Source organism: Sphingomonas sp. GW821-FHT02B09 (genome assembly GCF_059421875.1).
Genome location: NZ_JBWKVV010000001.1, coordinates 320105 through 339012, shown reverse-complemented (window position 1 = coordinate 339012; position 18908 = coordinate 320105). Strand labels below are relative to the sequence as shown.

Here is an 18908-nt window from a genome sequence, read left to right as displayed (position 1 = left end):
GCAGCCGAGTTGTTCGTCGTTCTTTGCCTGAGCGACGCTGCCGACAATGCGACGATCATGCTTTGTACCGGATCGTTGAAGTGTCGAAGCCATTTCGGGACGCAGGCCTGAAATTGTTCCTTTGACTTTCGACCGTCAAAGGGCATGTAGGTTACAGCCGACCCTCCCCCGGGTGTCCGGCGCCTTTTGTCCGACGAAGCGAGTACCCCCCATGACGACGGAAACCAACACAGTCGAACTGGCCACCGAGCTGACCATTGCCTGGCTCAGCAATCCCAACACCCGCACCAACGCCGACGACGTGCCGGCCTTTCTCCAGTCGATGCATGCCGCGGTCGGCCGTCTCGCCAGCCCCGACGCCGCCGAGCCCGAGCAGGCGGCGCAGGACTATGTTCCCGCGGTGTCGGTGCGCAAATCGCTGGCGTCGCGCGATCACATCATCTCGATGATCGACGGGAAGCCGTATCGCACGCTGCGCCGGCACCTGACCACGCACGGCCTGACGCCGGACGACTATCGCCAGCGTTATGGCCTGAAGCCCGACTATCCGATGGTCGCGCCGTCCTACAGCGAGAGCCGCAGCGCGATGGCGAAGACGATCGGCCTGGGTCGCAAGGCGGGCCAGAAGGTCGATCAGGGCGCCGGCGCCGCAGCCGGTGCCGCCAAGGCTCCGCGCAAGGGCGGCAAGGCCGCGCTGCAGGCGGCCAAGGATACGCTCGGCACCGACGAGGAATAAGACCCTCGCGATGCACACCACGGACGGCCCTCAGCGAGGGCCGCCCGTGGCACGGTCCCTCATTCCAGATCGTTTTCGCTGATCACGATCAACGGCTGATCCGGATTGCGCGCCAGTGCGGCGAGCCCCGCCTCGGCGATCTCGTCCGAGAAACGGTTGAACATCTCGACCGCATCGTCTTCCTCGGGTGCGTCGCCACTCAACGCCTCGAGCACGTCATATTGCACGGCGAATTGCAGTTCCTCGGCGTCGACCTCGCCGGAGAATTCGACCTGGCGCTCGTTCGGATTGTCGAGGATGGAAGCATTGTCGATTTCGAGCTTGTCTGCGGCCACGTGGTACCTCTTTCGTCAAATCACCCCGCGATCGGCGGGTCAGGTCGGATAGCGCTGGGCGTCGGATGATGTTCCATGCCGGCGCGCCATCGACCATAACGCGCCCGTATCAAAAGTGCGATCGGGTCGCGACGCCTCCCCGGTCTTGCCTTCGCGGCGGCCAATGCGCAAATGGCCCGGCATGACCTCACCCTCCCGCCGCGGCTTCCTGCGCGATGCCGGTCTCGGTGTCAGCGCGCTCGCCGTGCCGTGGCTGCCGGCCTGGGCGCAGCCGGTGTCGACGGGGCTCGCGCCGGCGCTGCCGACGCTGACCGGCCCCGATATCGCGCTCACCGTCGATCACCTGATGGCGACGATCGACGGCCGGCCGACGCATGCGATCGGCGTCAACGGTACGCTGCCGGCGCCCTTGCTGCGCCTGCGCGAGGGGCAGCGGGTGCGGCTGGCGGTGACCAACCGCCTCGCCGAGGAAACGTCGATCCACTGGCACGGGCTGCTGGTGCCGTTCCAGATGGACGGCGTGCCGGGGATCAGCTTCCCGGGCATCGCACCGGGCACCACCTTCACCTACGAATTCCCCGTCGTGCAGGCGGGGACCTATTGGTATCACAGCCATTCCGGCCTGCAGGAGCAGATGGGGCATTACGGCCCGATCGTCATCGATCCCGCCGGCGCCGATCCGATTGCGGCGGACCGCGAGCACGTCATCGTGCTGTCCGACCACAGCCCGCTGCACCCGCATGCGATCTTCACCAAGCTGAAGCAGCAGGGCGGCTATTTCAACTATCAGAAGCAGACGCTGGCCGGGTTGCTCGCCGGGCGGGACCAGCCGGCCAAGGATCGCCTCGCCTGGGGCGGCATGCGGATGGACCCGACCGACGTCTCCGACGTGACCGGTGCCACCTATACCTATCTGGTCAACGGTCATGGCCCCAAGGACGACTGGACCGCGCTGTTCGCGCCCGGCGAGCGCGTACGCCTGCGCATCGTCAACGCCGCAGCGATGACCAATTTCAACCTGCGCATCCCCGGCCTGCCGCTGACGGTGGTGCAGGCGGACGGGCAGACCGTGCGGCCGGTGACGGTCGACGAACTCCAGATCGCTGTCGCCGAGACCTATGACCTGATCGTCACGCCGGCGGATCGCGCCTATACTGTGGTCGCGGAGGCGTGGGACCGGTCGGGGATGGCGCGCGCGACGCTGACCCCGCGGCTCGGCCTGCGCGCGGCGGTGCCGCCGCTGCGCCGGCGTCCGCTCGCCACGATGCGCGACATGGGGATGGGGGAGATGGCGGGGATGGCCGGCATGCATCACGGCATGCGCGATTTCGCCGCCGCGCCGGACGTGCCGAGGACGCCGGTCGTGCAGACGATCGCGCCGATGCCCGCGGACCGGACCGGCGAGCCGCCGCAGGGCCTCGCCGATACCGGCCACCGGGTGCTCGTCTATCGCGATCTCGTCGCACAGGAGGCCAATCCCGATCCGCGCGCGCCGTCGCGGCAACTTCGCATCCACCTGACCGGCAACATGGAACGCTATATGTGGGCGTTCGACGGGGTGAAGCTCAACGCGGTCACCGCGCCGATCGCGTTCCGCGAGGGCGAGCGCGTCCGCGTGACGCTGGTCAACGACACGATGATGGCGCACCCCATCCACCTGCACGGCCATTTCTTCGAACTGGTCACTGGCCATGGCGACCACAGCCCGCGCAAGCATACGATCAACGTCGCGCCCGGCGGCACCGCGACCTTCGATCTCACCGCGGATGCGCCGGGCGATTGGGCGTTCCACTGCCATATGCTCTACCACATGCATGCCGGGATGATGCAGGTGGTCAGCGTCCGCCCTGACCCCGCCGCCGGAGCGGGCGCGTGAGCGCGCTGCTGCCTGCGCTCGCGCTCGCCGCGGCGCAGATGCATGACATGGGCGGGATGCAGATGCCCGGCATGCAGATGCCCGCACCCGCGCGTCCCAAAGCCAGGCCGAAGGCGAAGCCCAAGGCGCGGCCGGTGACGCCCCGCGCCGCGGCGCCCGCCGCACCCACGGCCTGCCCGCCCGAACACGCCGCGATGGGCCATTGCACCGCAGCCGCCCCCCCAGACGCCCCCCCAGACGCCATGCCCGACATGCCCACGATGACCCCCGCTCCCGCGGCAGCGGCAGCGACGGCCACCGGCACCGACCAGCCCGCCGGTAATGCGCCGCCGCCCGCACCGCCGCGCGATCTCGCGGCCGCGCGCTTCTACGATCCGGCGGCGATGGCGGCGGCGGACCGGCGGATGCGCGCCGAACACGGCGGCATGACGTTCGGCCAGATCCTGTTCGACCTCGCCGAGGTGCAGGTGCGTAACGGCCGCGACGGCCTGCGCTGGGACGGCGAGGGCTGGTATGGCGGCGACGTCCACCGTCTGGTCGTCAAGAGCGAGGGCGACGGCAGCATCGACCGGATCGATCGGGCGGAGATACAGGCGCTTTATTCGCGCGCGATCGGCCCCTATGTCGATCTGCAGGGCGGCCTGCGGCAGGACCTCGGCGCGGGTGCCAAGCGCACCTATGCGACGGTCGGCGTCGAGGGGCTGGCGCCTTACTGGTTCCAGGTCGAGGGCGCGCTGTTCCTGTCCGACAAGGGCGACCTGCTCGGCCGCGTCCAGGCCTATTACGACCAGCGCATCACCCAGCGGCTGATCCTGCAACCACGCGCCGAACTCAACGTCGCCGCGCAGGACGTGCCGGCGAGCGGCATTGCCGCGGGACTGTCGGAGGCCGAGCTCGGCCTGCGTCTGCGCTACGAGATCCGGCGCGAGGTCGCGCCTTACGTCGGCCTGTCGTGGGAGCACCGCCGGCGGCCGACGACGCACGACGATGCCGGCGGCGCGGCGCTGGTGCTCGGCGTGCGCGGCTGGTTCTGAGCGTCAGTACGAAACCCGATCGAAGCCATTCAGAACAACCTATATTAAGCAGTCCTCAACGTCGACGCGGCAAAGGAGCATCATGCGGTGGCGGTGGTGCTCCTTTGCTATGGGTCTGGCGGGTGCCGCATGCGCGTTGACCGGCTCGGCGGCACGCCCGACCGCCGCCCCCGTCGCCCGCCCCGTCGCCATCGTTGCGCCACGCATCGCGGACCCCTGGGCTGCCGCCGCCGATCTGTTCTTCAAGGTCGCCGCGCGCGACGACGCCATTCCCGACGCCGGCCTCCCCCGCGCGGTCGCACAGGACGGCGACGGCTTCATCTGGCTGGCCACCGACGGCGGCCTCGCCCGCTGGGACGGCACCGGCTTCAAGACCTATTCGACCGAACCCGCGGACGGCGCCGGGTCGCTGCCGGAGCTGATGGTCAACACGCTGTTCACGGATCGCGGCGGCCGGCTGTGGCTGGGCATGAGCGCCGAGGGGCTGCTGTGGCGCGATCCGCTCACCGATAGCTTCCATCGCCCGCCCAACCGCACGCCGCTGGATCGTGCCCATGTCATGGCGATCATCGATGACGACGCCGGCGGCCTGTGGGTCGGCAGCGAGGCCGGGCTGAGCCACATTCGCGGCTCCGACCATCATGCGACGCTCGTCAAGGGTCTGCCGCCGGGCCGGATCGGCGCGGTGCATCGCGACCGCAAGGGGCAATTGTGGGTCGGCGACGAATCGCGGTTGTTCCGCCGAGACGTCACCGGCGGCTTCGTCGCGGTGCCGGTACCCGGTGTCGTCGGGACGATCACCGCGCTACATGCCGATGGCGACGGCCGGCTGTGGATCGCCACCGCCGGATCGGGCTTCCACGTCCTCGCGCCCGACGGCGGCGTCCGCCACCTGCCGGTCACGGTCGACGGGCATACCGTGCCGCTCGGCGCGACGATCGACGCGGGTAACGGCGAACTGTGGACCGCGTCGCGGGCGGGGATCATCGCGGTCGACCCTGCGACGATGCGGATGCGGCGCCTCGCGCATGATCCGCAACTGCCCGCCAGCCTCTCAGAAGACGGGCTCAACCATTTGATCCGCGACCGGTCGGAACTGGTGTGGATCGTCGGCGACGCGACGCTCTCCTATGTCGATCCCGCCCCGCGCCGCGTGCTCGGCCTCGTGAACGCGCTGCGCGCCGGTCCGCGGCAACAGCCCGACAGCGCCTGGTCGCTCGGCGTCGCGCCGGACGGCGCGCTCTGGTACGGTTCGCCGGACATTCCGGGATCGCGCCTCGCTCCCGCCGCCGGTGGTGGTCTCGCGCCGCCGCAGCGGCTGCCGGCGGCCGTGCGCAACGTCCAGTCGATCGCCTTCGCCCCAGACGCCGCCTTCACCGCCGGCGAGGCCGGGCTGTTCCGCCTGTCGCTCGACGGCCGGCGCGCGCAGCGGCTGTCGGCGCAAGCCTGGTCGCGGGTGCTGCTGCAAGGCGACCGGCTCTACGTCGGCAACGGCCTCGGCGTCGCGCTGGTCGATGCGCGCCACCCGGGGCCGCCGCGCCCCCTGCCCTGGTCGAAGGCGCTCACCGACCTGCGCGTCCGTTCGCTCGCCCTCACCCCCGACGGCATGCTGTGGGTTGGAACGGCGCGCGGGCTCAACCGCGTCGATCCCGCCAGTGGTCGCGTCGTCGGCATCCGCCCCGGCGACGACGGACCCAGCGGCCTGCGCGCCAATTTCGTCGGCACCTTGCTGTGCGACAGCGACGGGCGGTTATGGGCGGGGACGATCGGCGGCGGCATCACCGTCTTCGCCCGCAGCGGCGGTGCATGGCGGCCGGTGGCGCATCTCGGCCGCCGCGAGGGATTGCCGCACGATACCGTCGACAAATTGCTGCTCGGCAGCGACGGCGACGTCTGGGCGAGCACCGATGGCGGCATCGCGCGGATCGACCCCGCCAGCCTGACGATCACGCCGCTTCACGCGTCCGACGGCGTCCCCTTCACCGCTTATTGGACCGGCGCCGGCGCCACGCTGCCCGACGGCCGGCTGGTGTTCGCCGGGTTCGGCGGATTGACGATGATCGATCCCGTGGTGCCGCCGCGCGAGGCGGCGGACGCACCGCTGCGCTTCACCGCGGTACGGGGCAACGACAAGGCCTTCGTGCCGGCGCCGGGGCGGATGCTGACCATCGGCGCCGGCGAACGCAGCCTCACCGCCGACTTCGCGCGGCTCGACTATGCCGCCGCGCGTGATCAGGTCTACGTCTACCGCTTGTTCCCGCAGGAGACCGACTGGACGCGGGTCGATGCGATGCACCGGAGCGCGCGCTACACCAATCTGCCGCCGGGCCGGTCGACGCTGGTGGTCCGCGCGCTGGGCGCGGGCGATCGCGGCAGCCTGCACGTCGTCGGCGCGCCGCTGACGCTGGAGATCGACGTCGAGACGCGCTGGTTCGAGACGAGCGCGTTCCGCATCGCCGCCGCCGCGGCGATCGTCGCGGCGCTGGTCGCGCTGCTCAACCTGCGACTGCGCGCGGCGCGCAAGCGCGAGCGGCAGCTCGAATCGCTGGTCGAGCGGCGTACCGCCGAGCTGCTCGTCAGCCGCTCCGAGCTGGAGAAGCTCGCTTACACCGACACGCTGACTGGGCTCGGCAACCGCCGATTGTACGGCGAGATGCTCGCCCGCCACCTCGGCGACGCGCGGCATGCGCCGTTCGGATTGCTGCTGATCGATCTCGACCGGTTCAAACAGGTCAACGACGCGCTCGGCCACGATGTCGGCGACGCGCTGCTGATCGAGGTCGCCGACCGGCTGAGCGCGACGATCCGCCAGCACGACAGCATCTTCCGCCTCGGCGGCGACGAATTCGCGATCATCCTCGCCGGCCTCGACGGCGCGCCCGCGATCGACGAATTGTGCCGCCGCCTCTACGCCGCCTTCACCGCGCCGGTCAGCGCGGGCAACCACCGTCTTCAGGTCGCGCTGAGCATCGGCGCGGTCGTCGCGCGGGCGGAGGGGATGTCGACCGAGGCGGTCTACAAGCTCGCCGATCTCGCGCTCTACGACGCCAAACGCGCCGGCCGCGGCACCTGGCGCCTCTCGCCGATCGACCCGGACGTCTGACGGCACACACGCGTCTGGGTCGCCCGACGCGCTCGCTTCATCGTGCGTACGGAGCGCCTCGACGTGGATGGCGGCGCATCGTGGCCTAACCGCCGGTCCGGGATCGGCGCGCCCGCTATAAAGCGTCCTAGGGTCAGGGGTAAGGGAAGCGGGATCGCTTTGAACAAGCCGAAACCGCGGCAGGCGGGGCAGCGCTTCGCTCGCGCTCGCTTGCGTCACAGGCTTGCCCATGCGCGGGGGCGGATCGACGGATGGTTCCCCGACCGCGAGTTCATCATGCGCTCGCAGGGGCAGGTGCGGTTCCTGCGCATCTCCGCGCGCACGCAGAAGCGCGCGGCGATGGGTGCAGCGGTGCTGGTGCTGGCCTATGTCGGCTCGATCGCCACGCTCGCGGTGATCCGCTGGCGCGACTCCTACGACATCGATGCCCTGCTCACCCGCCAGGCGCGGGTCGAGAAGGCGGAGAATCGCGTTTCCGCCTATCGCAAGAACCTCGACGGCGTCGCGTCCGACCTGCAGCGGCGGCAGGACTTCATCGAGAAGGTGACGCAGGCGCATCTCGGCAAGCTACCGCGCGACGCCAAGCGCGACGAGACCGTCACCAACAGCAGCGGCGAAGCGCGCCGGACGATCGACAAGGTCAGCGCCGCGGTGCCCGAGGCCGGCAATCTCGCGCGGGCGGAGGCGCGTCAGATCGCCTTCGTCGAGAGCCTGACGCGCTATGCCGACCGCCGCGCCGCGACCGATGCCGCGACGATGCGCAAGCTCGGCATCAACCCGCAGATGCTGCTCGCCGCGCGCGACGATGGCGAGGCGATGGGCGGGCCGCTGTTCACGCTGTCGACCAACGCCGACGGCTCGATCGATCCGCGCTTCGCCCGGCTTGGCGCCAGCCTGGCGCGGATGAGCGCGCTGGATCAGGCACGCTCCCGCATGCCGCAAGTGCTGCCCGCGAGCGTCGACTCGATCTCCAGCGGCTTCGGCTATCGCTCCGACCCGTTCACGCGGCACGGATCGTTCCACCCCGGCCTCGATTTCCGCGGCCCTCTCGGCGCGCCGATCTACGCCGCGGCGCGCGGCGTGGTCAGCTTCGTCGGCCAGCGCTCCGGCTACGGCAATTGCGTCGAAGTCACGCATGGCAGCGGCCTCGTCACGCGCTACGCGCATATGTCCGCGTTCCGCAGCCATGTCGGCCAGCAGGTGGTCGCGGGGCAGACGATCGGTGCGATCGGCTCCACCGGGCGCTCGACCGGGCCGCATCTGCATTTCGAGGTGCGGATCAACAACCGTCCCACCAACCCCCGTCCCTTCCTAGAGGCGCGCAGCCATGTTTCATCGAAGATCGTCCGCCAATCTGCCGGCCCAGCCCCGGCCACCGGCCCCGCCGAAGATTCCGGTCCAGACAAGGGTAGCGACTGAAGCCATGAGCAAGAATGCCACATTCTCGATGATCGGCGCCGATGTCGTCATCACCGGCGACCTCTCCGCCTCGGCCGACGTCCATATCGACGGCCGGATCCACGGCGACGTCAACTGCCTCGCGCTGGTGCAGGGCGCCGCCAGCGAGATGATCGGTACGATCACCGCCCAGTCGGCGCATCTGGCCGGCACGGTGCGCGGCAGCATCGTCGTCGTCGACCTCGTCATCCAACGCAGCGCGCATATCGTCGGCGACGTGCATTACGAGACGCTGACGATCGAACAGGGCGCCCGCGTCGAAGGGACGTTCGCCAAGGGCGGCGCCGAGGCCCCGGCCACGACGATCCCTGTCGAGCCGGCCGCCCGCGAACCCTATGAGAACCCGCCGCTGACGTGGCAGGGCGACGACCCCGACGGGGCCGCGGAGTGACCCGCGGGCCCGGCTACCCCTGCCAGCCGGGCCGCAGCGCCAGCCGCAGGACGCGGTCGTTCGCGGTCAGGTAGAGCGCGCGGCCCTTCTCGCCGAAGGCGCAATTGGCGATCGGCGCGCCGCTTTCGATCAGGCCGAGCGGCTCGGCCTCGGGCGTCATGAGCATCATGCCGCCCGGTACCGAACAGACCAAGGTCCCGTCGCGCGCGACCTTCATCCCGTCGGGCAGGCCCGGCCCGCCGGCCGCCTTCATCGCCTTCGCGTCGAGCAGCACCCGCCCTGCCCCCGGCCTGCCGGCGGCATCGAGGTCGTAGACCATGATCCGCGGTGCCGCCTCGTCGGAGACCGAGACGTAGAGCCGCCGCTCGTCGGGCGACAAGGCGATGCCGTTGGGGCGGGTCAGGTCGCCCTCGATCAGCGTCACCTTGCCGTCGGGGTGGCGCCGGTAGACGCCGTTGACCGATTGCTCCTTGAGCGGCGAGGCATCGCCGTCGGCGAAGCCATAGGGCGGATCGGTGAACCAGATGCTGCCGTCGCGCGCGACGTGCAGGTCGTTGCAGCTGTTGAAGCGCTTGCCGTCGTAGCGATCTGCCAACACCGTCCGTCGGCGGGTGGCGAGATCGACGCGGTCGATGCTGCGCCCGCCGCTGTTGGCGATCAGCAGGCCGCCACCGCGATCGAGCGCGAGCCCGTTCGACCCCGCCTCGCGGACCAATTTGGGGTCGGTGCCGGCGGCGCCCGACGGGCTGAGGAACGGCGTCGCGCCGCGCCCGCGCTGCCAGCGCCGGATGAGGTTGGCGGGCGGGTCCGAGAACAGCAGATAGCCGCCCGCCGGCACCCATACCGGCCCTTCCGCCCAGCGGATGCCGGTCGCGATCACCTCGGGCTGCGTGCCGGGCACGATCATCCGGTCGAGGCCGGGGGCGATGCGGCGGACGCGCGGCGCCGCCGGCGTCTGCGCACCGGCGCGCGTCGCGAGGAGCACCAGCCCGCCGGCCAGCATCGTGCGGCGATCGAGCGGCATCATTCCGGTGCCACCTGCGCGGTGCCGGCGCGGGTCAGCGTCAGGATCGGTCGCGCGGTTGCGGTGACGCGGCCCCAGGCGGGCAGGCCGGGTCCGTTCGGATCGCCGGTCTTGACGAAATTGACCAGATAGCGGCTGATCGTCCGCGCCGCGGTGCGATCGGTGTCGCTGGTCGCGGCGCCATATTTGATCGCGGCGGTGTCGAAGAAGAACGGGATATCGGTGGCATGCCCCGCCCCCTTGGTCTGCGGCGTCACCGCGGAGGTCGCGACATAGTCGAAGCGATAATGATAGACCGGCACATTCTTGCTCGCGAGCAGCACGGCGACGTCGCGCGCGCCGGCGATCATCGCGCCGGTCGGACCGCCGATGTCGGCGCTGGTCGCGCCGATCATCACCGGCACCTTGGCGAAGCGGCCGGCGTCGTAGGCGGTGCGTGGATCGACGAAGGTGCGCCCGTCGGGCACCGGCCCGCTATAGCCGCCCTGCCCCATCGACGCGAGATTGAGGCCATTGACCACCTGCTCGGCAGGCAGCGCGCGCAGCTTGGCGGCGGCCTGCGGATCGTCGGCGGCGATGCCCTTGCCGCTGGCGAAGGCGACGCCCGCCGCCTCCGCGGTCGCCAGCGACGTGCCGTGGTTCGACCCGTCGCCGCCCGACTGGATCACCGCACGCTGGAACAGTCCCGCCGCCGCCGGCGAGCTGAGCATCGCATGGACCGACATGCCGCCGGCGCTCTCGCCGATGATCGTGACGTTGTCGGGATCGCCGCCGAAGCGCGCGATATTGGCCTTCACCCAGCGCAGCGCGGCGAGCTGGTCAAGCAACCCGTAATCCGCGTCGGCGGGCTTGAGGCCGGGATGGGCGAAGCTGCCGAACCGGCCGAGCCGATAGTTGAAGCTCGTCACCACGATGCCCGACCGCGCCAGCGCCGCGCCGCTATAGGTCGGCGGCGACGACCCGCCGTTGACGAAGCCGCCGCCGTAGATCCACACCATCACGGGCAGCTTCTTGGCATCGCCCGCCGGCCGCCAGACGTTGGCGTAGAGGCAATCCTCCGCCGGCGCGGTGCCGAGCGGCGCGGCGTCGCTTGGGAAGGGCAATTGCATGCAATCGGCGGCATAAGCGGTCGCGTCGCGCACCGCGGTCCAGCGCGCCACCGGTTGCGGGGCGCGCCAGCGCAGCGCGCCGACCGGCGGCGCGGCGAAGGGGATGCCCTTGAAGGCGACGACCCCGTCCGCACGCGCGCCGCGCACCGGGCCGTCGACGGTGCGCACCACCGGCGCGTCCTGTGCCGCCGCCGCGCCCGGCACCACCGCGAGCAGCAGCGCCAGCCGAACATATTTCGATATCATGCACCGCTCTCCGGTCGTTTCTCGTCCACCTCTCGATGACACGCCGGTGCCCCCTTGGGCAACGACTGGATTGATCCGGCCCGGCCACCCCGACCAAAGTCGAGGGGCACCGCGACGTCACCCGAGATAGGCGGCAAGCCGCTCCGCCGTGCCCGCAGGCACGTGCAGGCCGAGCTTGCTACGCCGCCACAGCACGTCCTCGGCGGTCTGCGCCCATTCCTGCGCGACGAGATAGTCGACCTCGGTGGTGAACAGTCCGCCGCCGAGGTCCTGCCCCGGATCGCGGTCGAGGATCGCGGTCGCGCGCGTGCCATATGCGTGCGCCAGCCGCCGCAGCAGATCGCGCGACACCTCGGGATAGCGCGCCTGCAAACCGGTCAGGAAGCGCCCGAAATCCGCATCCGGCAGATCGCCGCCGGGCAACACCGCCCCCGCCGTCCACGCCGGCGCCTGCGACCCGAGCAGCGGCGCGAGATCGCGCAGCGCATGTTCCGCGAGCTTGCGATAGGTGGTGATCTTGCCGCCGTAGACGCTCAGCATCGGCGCCTGCCCCTCGCCCGCGTCGAGATCGAGCACATAGTCGCGCGTCACCGCCGAGGCATTGGCCGCCTTGTCGTCGTAGAGCGGCCGGATGCCCGCATAGCTCCAGACGATGTCGTCCGCTTCGACTCTGTGCTCGAAATAGCGGGCGATCGTGTCGAGCAGATAGTGCGTCTCGGCCGCATCGATCGCCGCGCGAGCGGGCGGTGCGTCCCACGCGGCGTCGGTCGTCCCGACGAGGGTGAACCGCCCTTCGTAGGGGATGGCGAAGACGATCCGCCGGTCGTCGTTCTGGAGCATGAAGGCATGATCGCCTTCGTAGAGCTGCGGCACGACGATATGGCTGCCCTTGACCAGCCGCACGCCGCGATCGTTGCGCGCTCCCGCAGTCCGGCCGAGCACGTCGGCGACCCATGGCCCCGCCGCATTGACCAGCGCCCGTGCACGGACCATCCGGACGTGACCGTCCTTGTCGGCGATCTCCGCGGTCCAGCCGTCCGCGCCGCGCTGCGCACTCACCAGCCGCGTCCGGGTCGCGATACGCGCGCCACGCTCCGCCGCGTCGCGCGCGTTGAGCACGACGAGCCGGCTGTCCTCGACCCAGCAGTCCGAATAGACGAATGCCTTGCCGACCCGTTCGGACAGGCCTTGCCCGAACGGCGACCGCGCCAGCGCGACGCTCTGCGTCCCCGGCAGTTTGCGGCGGCCGCCGAGATGATCGTAGAGGAACAGCCCTGCCCGCACCATCCACGCCGGCCGCGGCGAATGCGTCTGCGGCAGCACGAAGCGCAGCGGCCAGATGATATGCGGCGCCACCCCCCACAGGCGCTCGCGCTCGATCAGCGCCTCGCGGACCAGCCGGAACTCGCCATATTCGAGGTAACGCAGCCCGCCGTGGATCAGCTTGGTCGAGGCCGACGAGGTATGGTTGGCGAGATCGTCCTGCTCGACCAGCAGCACCGACAGCCCCCGCCCCGCCGCGTCGCGCGCGATGCCGGTGCCGTTGATGCCACCGCCGACGACCAGCACGTCGACATTCTCGTCCGGCCCCCGTTCCATCGTCAAAATCCTTCGCTTTCGTCGCGCTGCGAGCAATACCGCATCCCGGAGCGAAACGAAGCACGGGAGAGACGGATGGCCAAGACGCACATTCTGGTCATCGATCAGGGCACGACCTCGACCCGCGCCATCGTCTTCGACGGCGCCGCCCGCCGCGTCGCCATCGCCCAGGCCGAATTCGCACAACATTATCCGGCACCCGGCTGGGTCGAGCACGATCCGGAGGACATCTGGCGCGATGCGCTCGCCACCGCACGAACGGCACTCGCGAACAGCGGCCTCGCCGCCGCCGATCTCGCCGCGATCGGCATCACCAACCAGCGCGAGACGGCAGTGGTCTGGGATCGCGCCACCGGCGAACCGATCCATCGGGCGATCGTCTGGCAGGACCGGCGCGGTGCGGCACGCTGTCAGGAGCTGAAGGCCGACGGTGCCGAGGATCTGGTCCGCGCGCGCACCGGGCTGCTGATCGATCCCTACTTCTCGGCGACCAAGATCGCCTGGCTGCTCGACAACGTCGCGGGCGCACGTGGCCGCGCGGAGCGTGGCGAGCTCGCCTTCGGCACGATCGACAGCTTCCTGCTGTGGCGGCTGACCGGCGGCGCGGTGCATGCCACCGACATCACCAACGCGTCGCGGACGATGCTCTACGACATTCACCGTCAGGACTGGGACGCTGAGCTGTGCCGATTGCTGCGTGTGCCCGCGGCGATGCTGCCGCAGGTGCATGACAACGCTCATGTCTACGGCATCACCCGTCCCGACCTGCTCGGCGCCGCGGTGCCGGTAGCGGGGATCGCCGGAGACCAGCAGGCCGCCTTGTTCGGGCAGGCGTGTTTCGAGCCCGGCATGGCCAAATCGACCTATGGCACCGGCTGTTTCATGCTGCTCAACACGGGAACGGAGGCGGTCGCCTCGCAGCATCGGCTGCTCACCACCCCCGCCTATCGGCTCGACGGACGCACCGTCTACGCGCTGGAAGGATCGATCTTCATCGCCGGCGCCGCGGTCAAATGGCTGCGCGACGGCATCGGCGTCATCACCCACGCCAGCCAGACCGACGATCTCGCCACCCGCGTTCCCGACAATCACGGCGTCTACATGGTCCCCGCCTTCACCGGGCTCGGTGCGCCGCATTGGGACCCGGACGCGCGCGGTGCGATCTTCGGGCTGACGCTCGGCGCCGGCGCGGCGCATCTCGCCCGCGCCGCGCTGGAGGCGGTGGCGTTCCAGACGATGGACCTCGCCGAAGCGATGGCGGCGGACGGCGGCGGCCATCCGGCGATCCTGCGCGTCGATGGCGGCATGGCGGCGAACGACTGGCTGTGCGGCTTCCTCGCCGACATGATCGACACCCCGGTCGAACGCCCGACCGACCTCGAGACGACCGCACGCGGGGCCGCCTTCCACGCCGGCCTCGCCACCGGCGTCTGGTCGGGGCTCGATCATCTCGCCCGGCTCTGGTCGCGCGACCGCTGCTTCGCGCCGACGATGCGCGCGGAGGAACGCGCCCCGCTCGCCGCGGGCTGGCATGATGCCGTACGGCGAACGTTGAGTACGCGCTAAGTAAAGGCGCAGCGGTCGGGGATCCGGAGCATCCACGGCAAGTCAAGCGTGGCCTTAGACGGCGATGTCCATGGCCAAGTATATCGCAACAAACGCTAAATTCTATTTTCCATCGCGGGCGCTCCCAGTGTCCGTAAGGATACGGCCGCTTTGAAAAGAAACCCATAATCGGTAAAAAGCAACGCCGCTGCGCCGGCGAGCCTCGCGGAGTCTCTACAAGACCTGGACAAATATCACGAACCAGGGGGACTTTGATGCACTATCGTCGTTCGCGTCAGGCGCGATGCCTGATCGCCGCCTCCGCTGCCGCACTCGCGGCAGCGCCGGCCGCCGCCCAGACGCAGGCGCCTGCGCCCAGACCGGGGACCGTCACCGAGGACGCCGATGGCGCGATCATCGTCACCACGACCGCGCAGAAGCGGTTCGAGAACCTCCAGAATGTGCCGATGCCCGTCCAGGTGGTGCTGCCTTCGCAGCTCGACGCGCAGGGCGCGCATCATTTCCAGGATCTCGACAAGGTGATGCCGTCGCTCGTCATCCGGCCGGCGAACCATCCGGTGAACTACAACGTCGCGATGCGCGGCATCGGCACCTTCGCTTATGCGATCGGGGTGGAATCGAGCGTCGCGGTGACCGTCGACGGCGCGCCGGTGGCGTTTCTGGCGCGCGCGATCACCGACCTGCCCGACGTCGCGATGATCGAGGTGCTGCGCGGGCCGCAAAGCACGCTGTACGGCAAGTCGGCCTCGGCCGGCCTCATCAAGATCATGACGACGCAGCCGACCGACCGGCTGCATATCCGCGCCAATGCGCGCATCACCGGCGATCACGAATTCGCCGAGCAGCTGAGCGTCACCGGGCCGCTAACCGATACGCTCGGCTTCGTCTTCTCGGGCGGCTACACGCATTGGGACGGCAACGCCCGCAACCTCGACAACGGCAAGCGCGCCAATGGCCGCGAGACGCTCAACTCGCGCGCCAAGCTGCGCTGGAAGGCCAGCCCCGGGCTCACCTTCACCCTGTCGGGCAATTACCTGACCGGCAATTCCACCGCCGCGCGACCGTTCGTGGCGATGTCGCCCGACGCGCGGTTGCGCGGCGATCCCGCCCTCACCAGCGCGGTCGTGCTGCCGGGGGTCGTGATCGGTCCGGATAATCAGAACGTCGCCTACAACGCCCGTTCGGGTACGCGATATCACGGCGGCGGCGGACTGCTGCGGACCGAGCTCAGTCTGGGAACGCTGAACCTGCTCAGCCTGACGAACTACGACCGGTTCAAGCTCGACGACTATTTCGACTATGACGATACCGCCGCCAGGAAGCGCGTTGGCAATGCGCGCGAGATCGGCACCTTCCGGTCGCGGCTGTTCAGTCAGGAGGTGCGGCTGCTGTCGCCCGACGATGCGGCGTTCCGCTATGCGCTCGGCGTCTATTACGCCAACACCGGCTTCGAACGCCCGTTCGATCGTGGCCCCGGTTTCGCCTTGTCCAACCTGTACGCCACCGCGGGCTCGCGGCAGATCGCCGGCTTCGGCCAGATCGACTGGGAGTTCGTGCCGCACCTCACCGCGACGGCCGGTGGCCGTGTCCAGAACGAGCGTGTCGATTACACCTATGCCAATCGCCTGCTCGCCCGGCGCGATCCGACCGCGAAGAGCTATTTCGCCGGTCACGACAGCGACAACGTCTTCACCTATCGTCTCGGCCTCGACTATCAGGCGACCCGCGACCTGATGCTCTTCGGCAGCTATGCGACCGGCTACAAGGGGCAGGCCTATGACCTGTCGACCGGGTTCGACCAGAAGCGCGCCGACAGCGGCCCGATCCGGCCCGAACGCTCGCGCGACAAGGAGATCGGCGTGCGCAGCCAGTGGTTCGATCGTCACGTGACGTTCAACCTCACCTTCTTCAACACCCATTATCGCGATCTGCAGGCACAGACGATCGAGACCTTCCCCGACGGCACGTTCATCAACCGGCTGACCAACGTCGGCCGGCTGGTGACCCGCGGCATCGAGGTCGAAAGCTCGGTACGCCCGACGGACGATGTCACGCTGACCGGCAATGCGACCTATCTCCGCGCCAACTACGTCTCCTTCCCGTCCGCGCCCTGCTATGCGTTGCAGACCGAGGCGCAGGGCTGCACCGGCAATCCCCGTCGCCAGAACCTCAGCGGCGAACGGCTGCCACAGGCCCCGACGTGGCGGATCAATGCGATCGCGGACTATTCGCCGGCGCTCGACGACAAGCGGCGCGGCGTGATCCAGGTTGCGTGGCAATATCAGGGCGCGCTCTATTACGCGCCGCGCGACCCGCAGGTGCTGCAGAACGCCTATCACATCGTCAACGTCAACCTCGGCGTGCGCGATCAGGCGCACCGCTGGGAAGCGGTCGCCTTCCTCGACAATGTGTTCGACCAGCGCCACTATAGCGCGATGGTCAACGTCGCGAGCAACTTCGACAATCGCGTCGCCACCGTCGCGATGCTGCCGCGCGACTATCGCCGCTACGGCGGCCTCCGCGTCGGGCTCAACTTCTAACCTGAGTATAAGTCGCGGATAAGAGACGACAATCCCGCTTGTATCTGTCTGACCGCCTCGACTACCAAGGTGGCGAGCCGTGAGTCGCGGCGGCAGACAGATCGCTCGTCGAAGCGGCGCAACAGGCCGGGCGCGCCCCGGTCGGGAGGAGGTGCATGATGGCGATCGGATGCCACCCCCGGTGCGGCATGACCCGGGCGTTCGATCCGTCGCGGCCCGCGGCAGGCGCATCACCCGGCGCGCCGCTTATCCTGCACAACGGAGCCTGACATGGACATCGGACGTCGTGACCTCCTACTCTCGGCGGCGGCGCTGACCGTCGGCTCCAGCGCGATCGGGCGGGCGGCCCCGGACCGGCCGCTCGGCTATGCCATCGTCGGCCTCGGCAGCTACGGCCTCGGCGTCATCATCCCGCAATTCGCCAATTGCACGCACAGCCGCCTCGCCGCGGTGGTCAGCGGCGATGCCGCCAAGGCGCAGCGCGTCGCGGCGGAACACGGCCTGCCGGCGCGATCGGTCTATTCCTACGCCAATTTCGACGCGATCCGCGACAATCCCGACGTCGACATCGTCTACGTCTGCCTGCCCAATTCGATGCACGCCGAATATACCATCCGCGCCGCCAAGGCCGGCAAGCACGTCATGTGCGAGAAGCCGATGGCGGTGTCGGTCGCCGAATGCGAGGCGATGATCGCCGCCTGCAAGAAGGCGAACCGCAAGCTGATGATCGGCTATCGCTGCCATTTCGAGCCGTTCAACCTCGAGGCGATGCGGCTCGCCCGCACTGGCGCTGCCGGCAAGATCCGCTACGTCCGTACCGAGCATGGCTTCACCCAGGGCAGCCCGTCGGCGTGGCGGCTCAAGCGCGCGCTGGCGGGCGGCGGCTCGCTGATGGACATGGGCGTCTACAGCCTGCAGGCAGCGCGCTACATGACCGGCGAGGAGCCGATCGCGGTGACCGCGCGCGAATCCACCGACCGGCGCGATCCGCGCTTCACCGAGGTGGAGGACATGATCGAATGGACGCTGGAATTCCCGTCCGGCGCGATCGCCGGCTGCCAGTCGATGTACAGCGCCAACCAGAACCATATCCTGCTGATGGGCGACAAGGGCCGGATCGAGCTGGAGCCGGCAACGCGCTATGACGGCAACCATATGTGGCTGGGGCGCGACGGCCGCGAACGCGAGGTGACGCCGCCCGCCGGCCCTGCGAAGACGCAATTCGCCGGCCAGCTCGACCACCTCGCACAATGCGTGCGCAGCGGACGCGAACCGATCGTCTCCGGCGAGGAAGGGCTGCGTGACATGCGCATCGTCGAGGCGATCTACCGCTCGGCACGCGAGGGCCGGACGATCCGGCTGGACGGCCGCGCATGACCGGCCTGCGTCTCTGCACCGCACTGGCAATGCTGGTCGCGGCGCCGCTGGCGGCACAGAGCAGCGACCCCGCCCGCTTTGCCGCCGCCGCGGACGTGCGGACGCAGATCGCCGCGATGGCCAAGGCGATGAAGCCGGGCCAGGGGTTCGCGTGGCAGCCGCTGGTGCAGGCCGACGGCCATGTCGCCGCGCTCGAGATCTGGAAGTCACCCGGCCGTCCCGCGGTCCATCCCGCGCAGGCGGAATATGTCATGGTCGTCGACGGCGCCGGTACGATGATCTCGGGCGGGACGCTCGCCGACGCCAAGGTAACCCGCCCGGATCTCACCGAAGGCAGCCGCATCGTCGGCGGAACGACGCGGACGCTGAAGCCCGGCGACGTCTTCCTCGTGCCCGCCGGCGTGCCGCATTGGTTCGGCATCACCGGCGAGCGGCTGGTCCTGCTCGGCACCAAATTGTCCACCGCCCGATGACGATCGGCACGCGCTGATCCTGCCTCGCGGTCGCAGCCGAT

The 18908-nt window shown here is 69.6% G+C and carries 14 protein-coding genes; 10 read left to right on the top strand and 4 right to left on the bottom strand.

Annotation, left to right across the window (positions count from 1 at the left end):
• Nucleotides 1-211: 211 nt before the first annotated feature.
• A complete protein-coding gene (locus AC07U4_RS01540; protein WP_038658956.1) occupies nt 212-736 on the top strand; it encodes a Ros/MucR family transcriptional regulator in 525 nt (174 codons plus the stop codon).
• Between the two features lie 59 nt (nt 737-795).
• On the opposite strand, the gene AC07U4_RS01535 is transcribed toward AC07U4_RS01540, so the two are convergent.
• A complete protein-coding gene (locus AC07U4_RS01535; protein WP_038658953.1) occupies nt 796-1071 on the bottom strand; it encodes a DUF1488 family protein in 276 nt (91 codons plus the stop codon).
• Between the two features lie 181 nt (nt 1072-1252).
• Here AC07U4_RS01535 and AC07U4_RS01530 point away from each other — a divergent pair, with 181 nt between their 5' ends.
• From AC07U4_RS01530 to AC07U4_RS01510, 5 genes are all read left to right on the top strand, one after another.
• Nucleotides 1253-2947, top strand: coding sequence for a copper resistance system multicopper oxidase (locus tag AC07U4_RS01530; RefSeq protein ID WP_495180352.1), 1695 nt, complete (start codon nt 1253-1255; stop codon nt 2945-2947).
• Nucleotides 2948-2985: 38 nt separating this feature from the next.
• Nucleotides 2986-3981 (top strand): copper resistance protein B, encoded by a 996-nt coding sequence (locus tag AC07U4_RS01525; protein ID WP_495180494.1) that lies wholly within the window; start codon nt 2986-2988, stop codon nt 3979-3981.
• An 82-nt stretch (nt 3982-4063) separates the two neighbouring features.
• Nucleotides 4064-7084 (top strand): diguanylate cyclase domain-containing protein, encoded by a 3021-nt coding sequence (locus AC07U4_RS01520; protein ID WP_495194196.1) that lies wholly within the window; start codon nt 4064-4066, stop codon nt 7082-7084.
• 159 nt (nt 7085-7243) lie between these two features.
• Nucleotides 7244-8503 carry a M23 family metallopeptidase gene (locus tag AC07U4_RS01515; RefSeq protein ID WP_495194195.1) on the top strand — a complete coding sequence of 420 codons (1260 nt, stop codon included), beginning with the start codon at nt 7244-7246 and terminating at the stop codon, nt 8501-8503.
• 4 nt (nt 8504-8507) lie between these two features.
• Nucleotides 8508-8933 (top strand): bactofilin family protein, encoded by a 426-nt coding sequence (locus tag AC07U4_RS01510; protein WP_495194194.1) that lies wholly within the window; start codon nt 8508-8510, stop codon nt 8931-8933.
• A gap of 13 nt (nt 8934-8946) precedes the next feature.
• On the opposite strand, the gene AC07U4_RS01505 is transcribed toward AC07U4_RS01510, so the two are convergent.
• The 3 genes from AC07U4_RS01505 to AC07U4_RS01495 form a co-directional block, all read right to left on the bottom strand.
• A complete protein-coding gene (locus AC07U4_RS01505) occupies nt 8947-9960 on the bottom strand; it encodes an SMP-30/gluconolactonase/LRE family protein (protein WP_495194193.1) in 1014 nt (337 codons plus the stop codon).
• Nucleotides 9957-11312 (bottom strand): carboxylesterase/lipase family protein, encoded by a 1356-nt coding sequence (locus tag AC07U4_RS01500; protein WP_495194192.1) that lies wholly within the window; start codon nt 11310-11312, stop codon nt 9957-9959. Before AC07U4_RS01500 ends, AC07U4_RS01505 begins: the two co-directional genes overlap by 4 nt.
• 117 nt (nt 11313-11429) lie before the next feature.
• A complete protein-coding gene (locus tag AC07U4_RS01495) occupies nt 11430-12911 on the bottom strand; it encodes a glycerol-3-phosphate dehydrogenase (RefSeq protein ID WP_495194191.1) in 1482 nt (493 codons plus the stop codon).
• Nucleotides 12912-12986: 75 nt separating this feature from the next.
• Between AC07U4_RS01495 and glpK the strand changes: the two genes are divergently transcribed.
• From glpK to AC07U4_RS01475, 4 genes are all read left to right on the top strand, one after another.
• Nucleotides 12987-14477, top strand: coding sequence for a glycerol kinase GlpK (gene glpK, locus AC07U4_RS01490; protein WP_495194190.1), 1491 nt, complete (start codon nt 12987-12989; stop codon nt 14475-14477).
• A 254-nt stretch (nt 14478-14731) separates the two neighbouring features.
• A complete protein-coding gene (locus AC07U4_RS01485) occupies nt 14732-17017 on the top strand; it encodes a TonB-dependent receptor (RefSeq protein ID WP_495194189.1) in 2286 nt (761 codons plus the stop codon).
• 270 nt (nt 17018-17287) lie between these two features.
• Nucleotides 17288-18394 carry a Gfo/Idh/MocA family protein gene (locus tag AC07U4_RS01480; RefSeq protein ID WP_495194188.1) on the top strand — a complete coding sequence of 369 codons (1107 nt, stop codon included), beginning with the start codon at nt 17288-17290 and terminating at the stop codon, nt 18392-18394.
• The gene (locus AC07U4_RS01475; RefSeq protein ID WP_495194187.1) at nt 18391-18867 is read left to right on the top strand and encodes a cupin domain-containing protein; all 477 of its coding nucleotides are present in this window, start codon (nt 18391-18393) and stop codon (nt 18865-18867) included. The genes AC07U4_RS01480 and AC07U4_RS01475 overlap by 4 nt, the downstream gene beginning before the upstream one ends.
• Nucleotides 18868-18908 lie beyond the last annotated feature (41 nt).

Excerpts from the sequence above, each read along its gene's own strand:
- AC07U4_RS01540 (WP_038658956.1), top strand. The coding sequence starts at position 212 with ATGACGACGGAAACCAACACAGTCGAACTGGCCACCGAGCTGACCATT.
- AC07U4_RS01530 (WP_495180352.1), top strand. The coding sequence starts at position 1,253 with ATGACCTCACCCTCCCGCCGCGGCTTCCTGCGCGATGCCGGTCTCGGT.
- AC07U4_RS01525 (WP_495180494.1), top strand. The coding sequence starts at position 2,986 with ATGCATGACATGGGCGGGATGCAGATGCCCGGCATGCAGATGCCCGCA.
- AC07U4_RS01520 (WP_495194196.1), top strand. The coding sequence starts at position 4,064 with ATGCGGTGGCGGTGGTGCTCCTTTGCTATGGGTCTGGCGGGTGCCGCA.
- AC07U4_RS01510 (WP_495194194.1), top strand. The coding sequence starts at position 8,508 with ATGAGCAAGAATGCCACATTCTCGATGATCGGCGCCGATGTCGTCATC.
- AC07U4_RS01505 (WP_495194193.1), bottom strand. The coding sequence starts at position 9,960 with ATGATGCCGCTCGATCGCCGCACGATGCTGGCCGGCGGGCTGGTGCTC.
- AC07U4_RS01500 (WP_495194192.1), bottom strand. The coding sequence starts at position 11,312 with ATGATATCGAAATATGTTCGGCTGGCGCTGCTGCTCGCGGTGGTGCCG.
- AC07U4_RS01495 (WP_495194191.1), bottom strand. The coding sequence starts at position 12,911 with ATGGAACGGGGGCCGGACGAGAATGTCGACGTGCTGGTCGTCGGCGGT.
- glpK (WP_495194190.1), top strand. The coding sequence starts at position 12,987 with ATGGCCAAGACGCACATTCTGGTCATCGATCAGGGCACGACCTCGACC.
- AC07U4_RS01485 (WP_495194189.1), top strand. The coding sequence starts at position 14,732 with ATGCACTATCGTCGTTCGCGTCAGGCGCGATGCCTGATCGCCGCCTCC.
- AC07U4_RS01480 (WP_495194188.1), top strand. The coding sequence starts at position 17,288 with ATGGACATCGGACGTCGTGACCTCCTACTCTCGGCGGCGGCGCTGACC.
- AC07U4_RS01475 (WP_495194187.1), top strand. The coding sequence starts at position 18,391 with ATGACCGGCCTGCGTCTCTGCACCGCACTGGCAATGCTGGTCGCGGCG.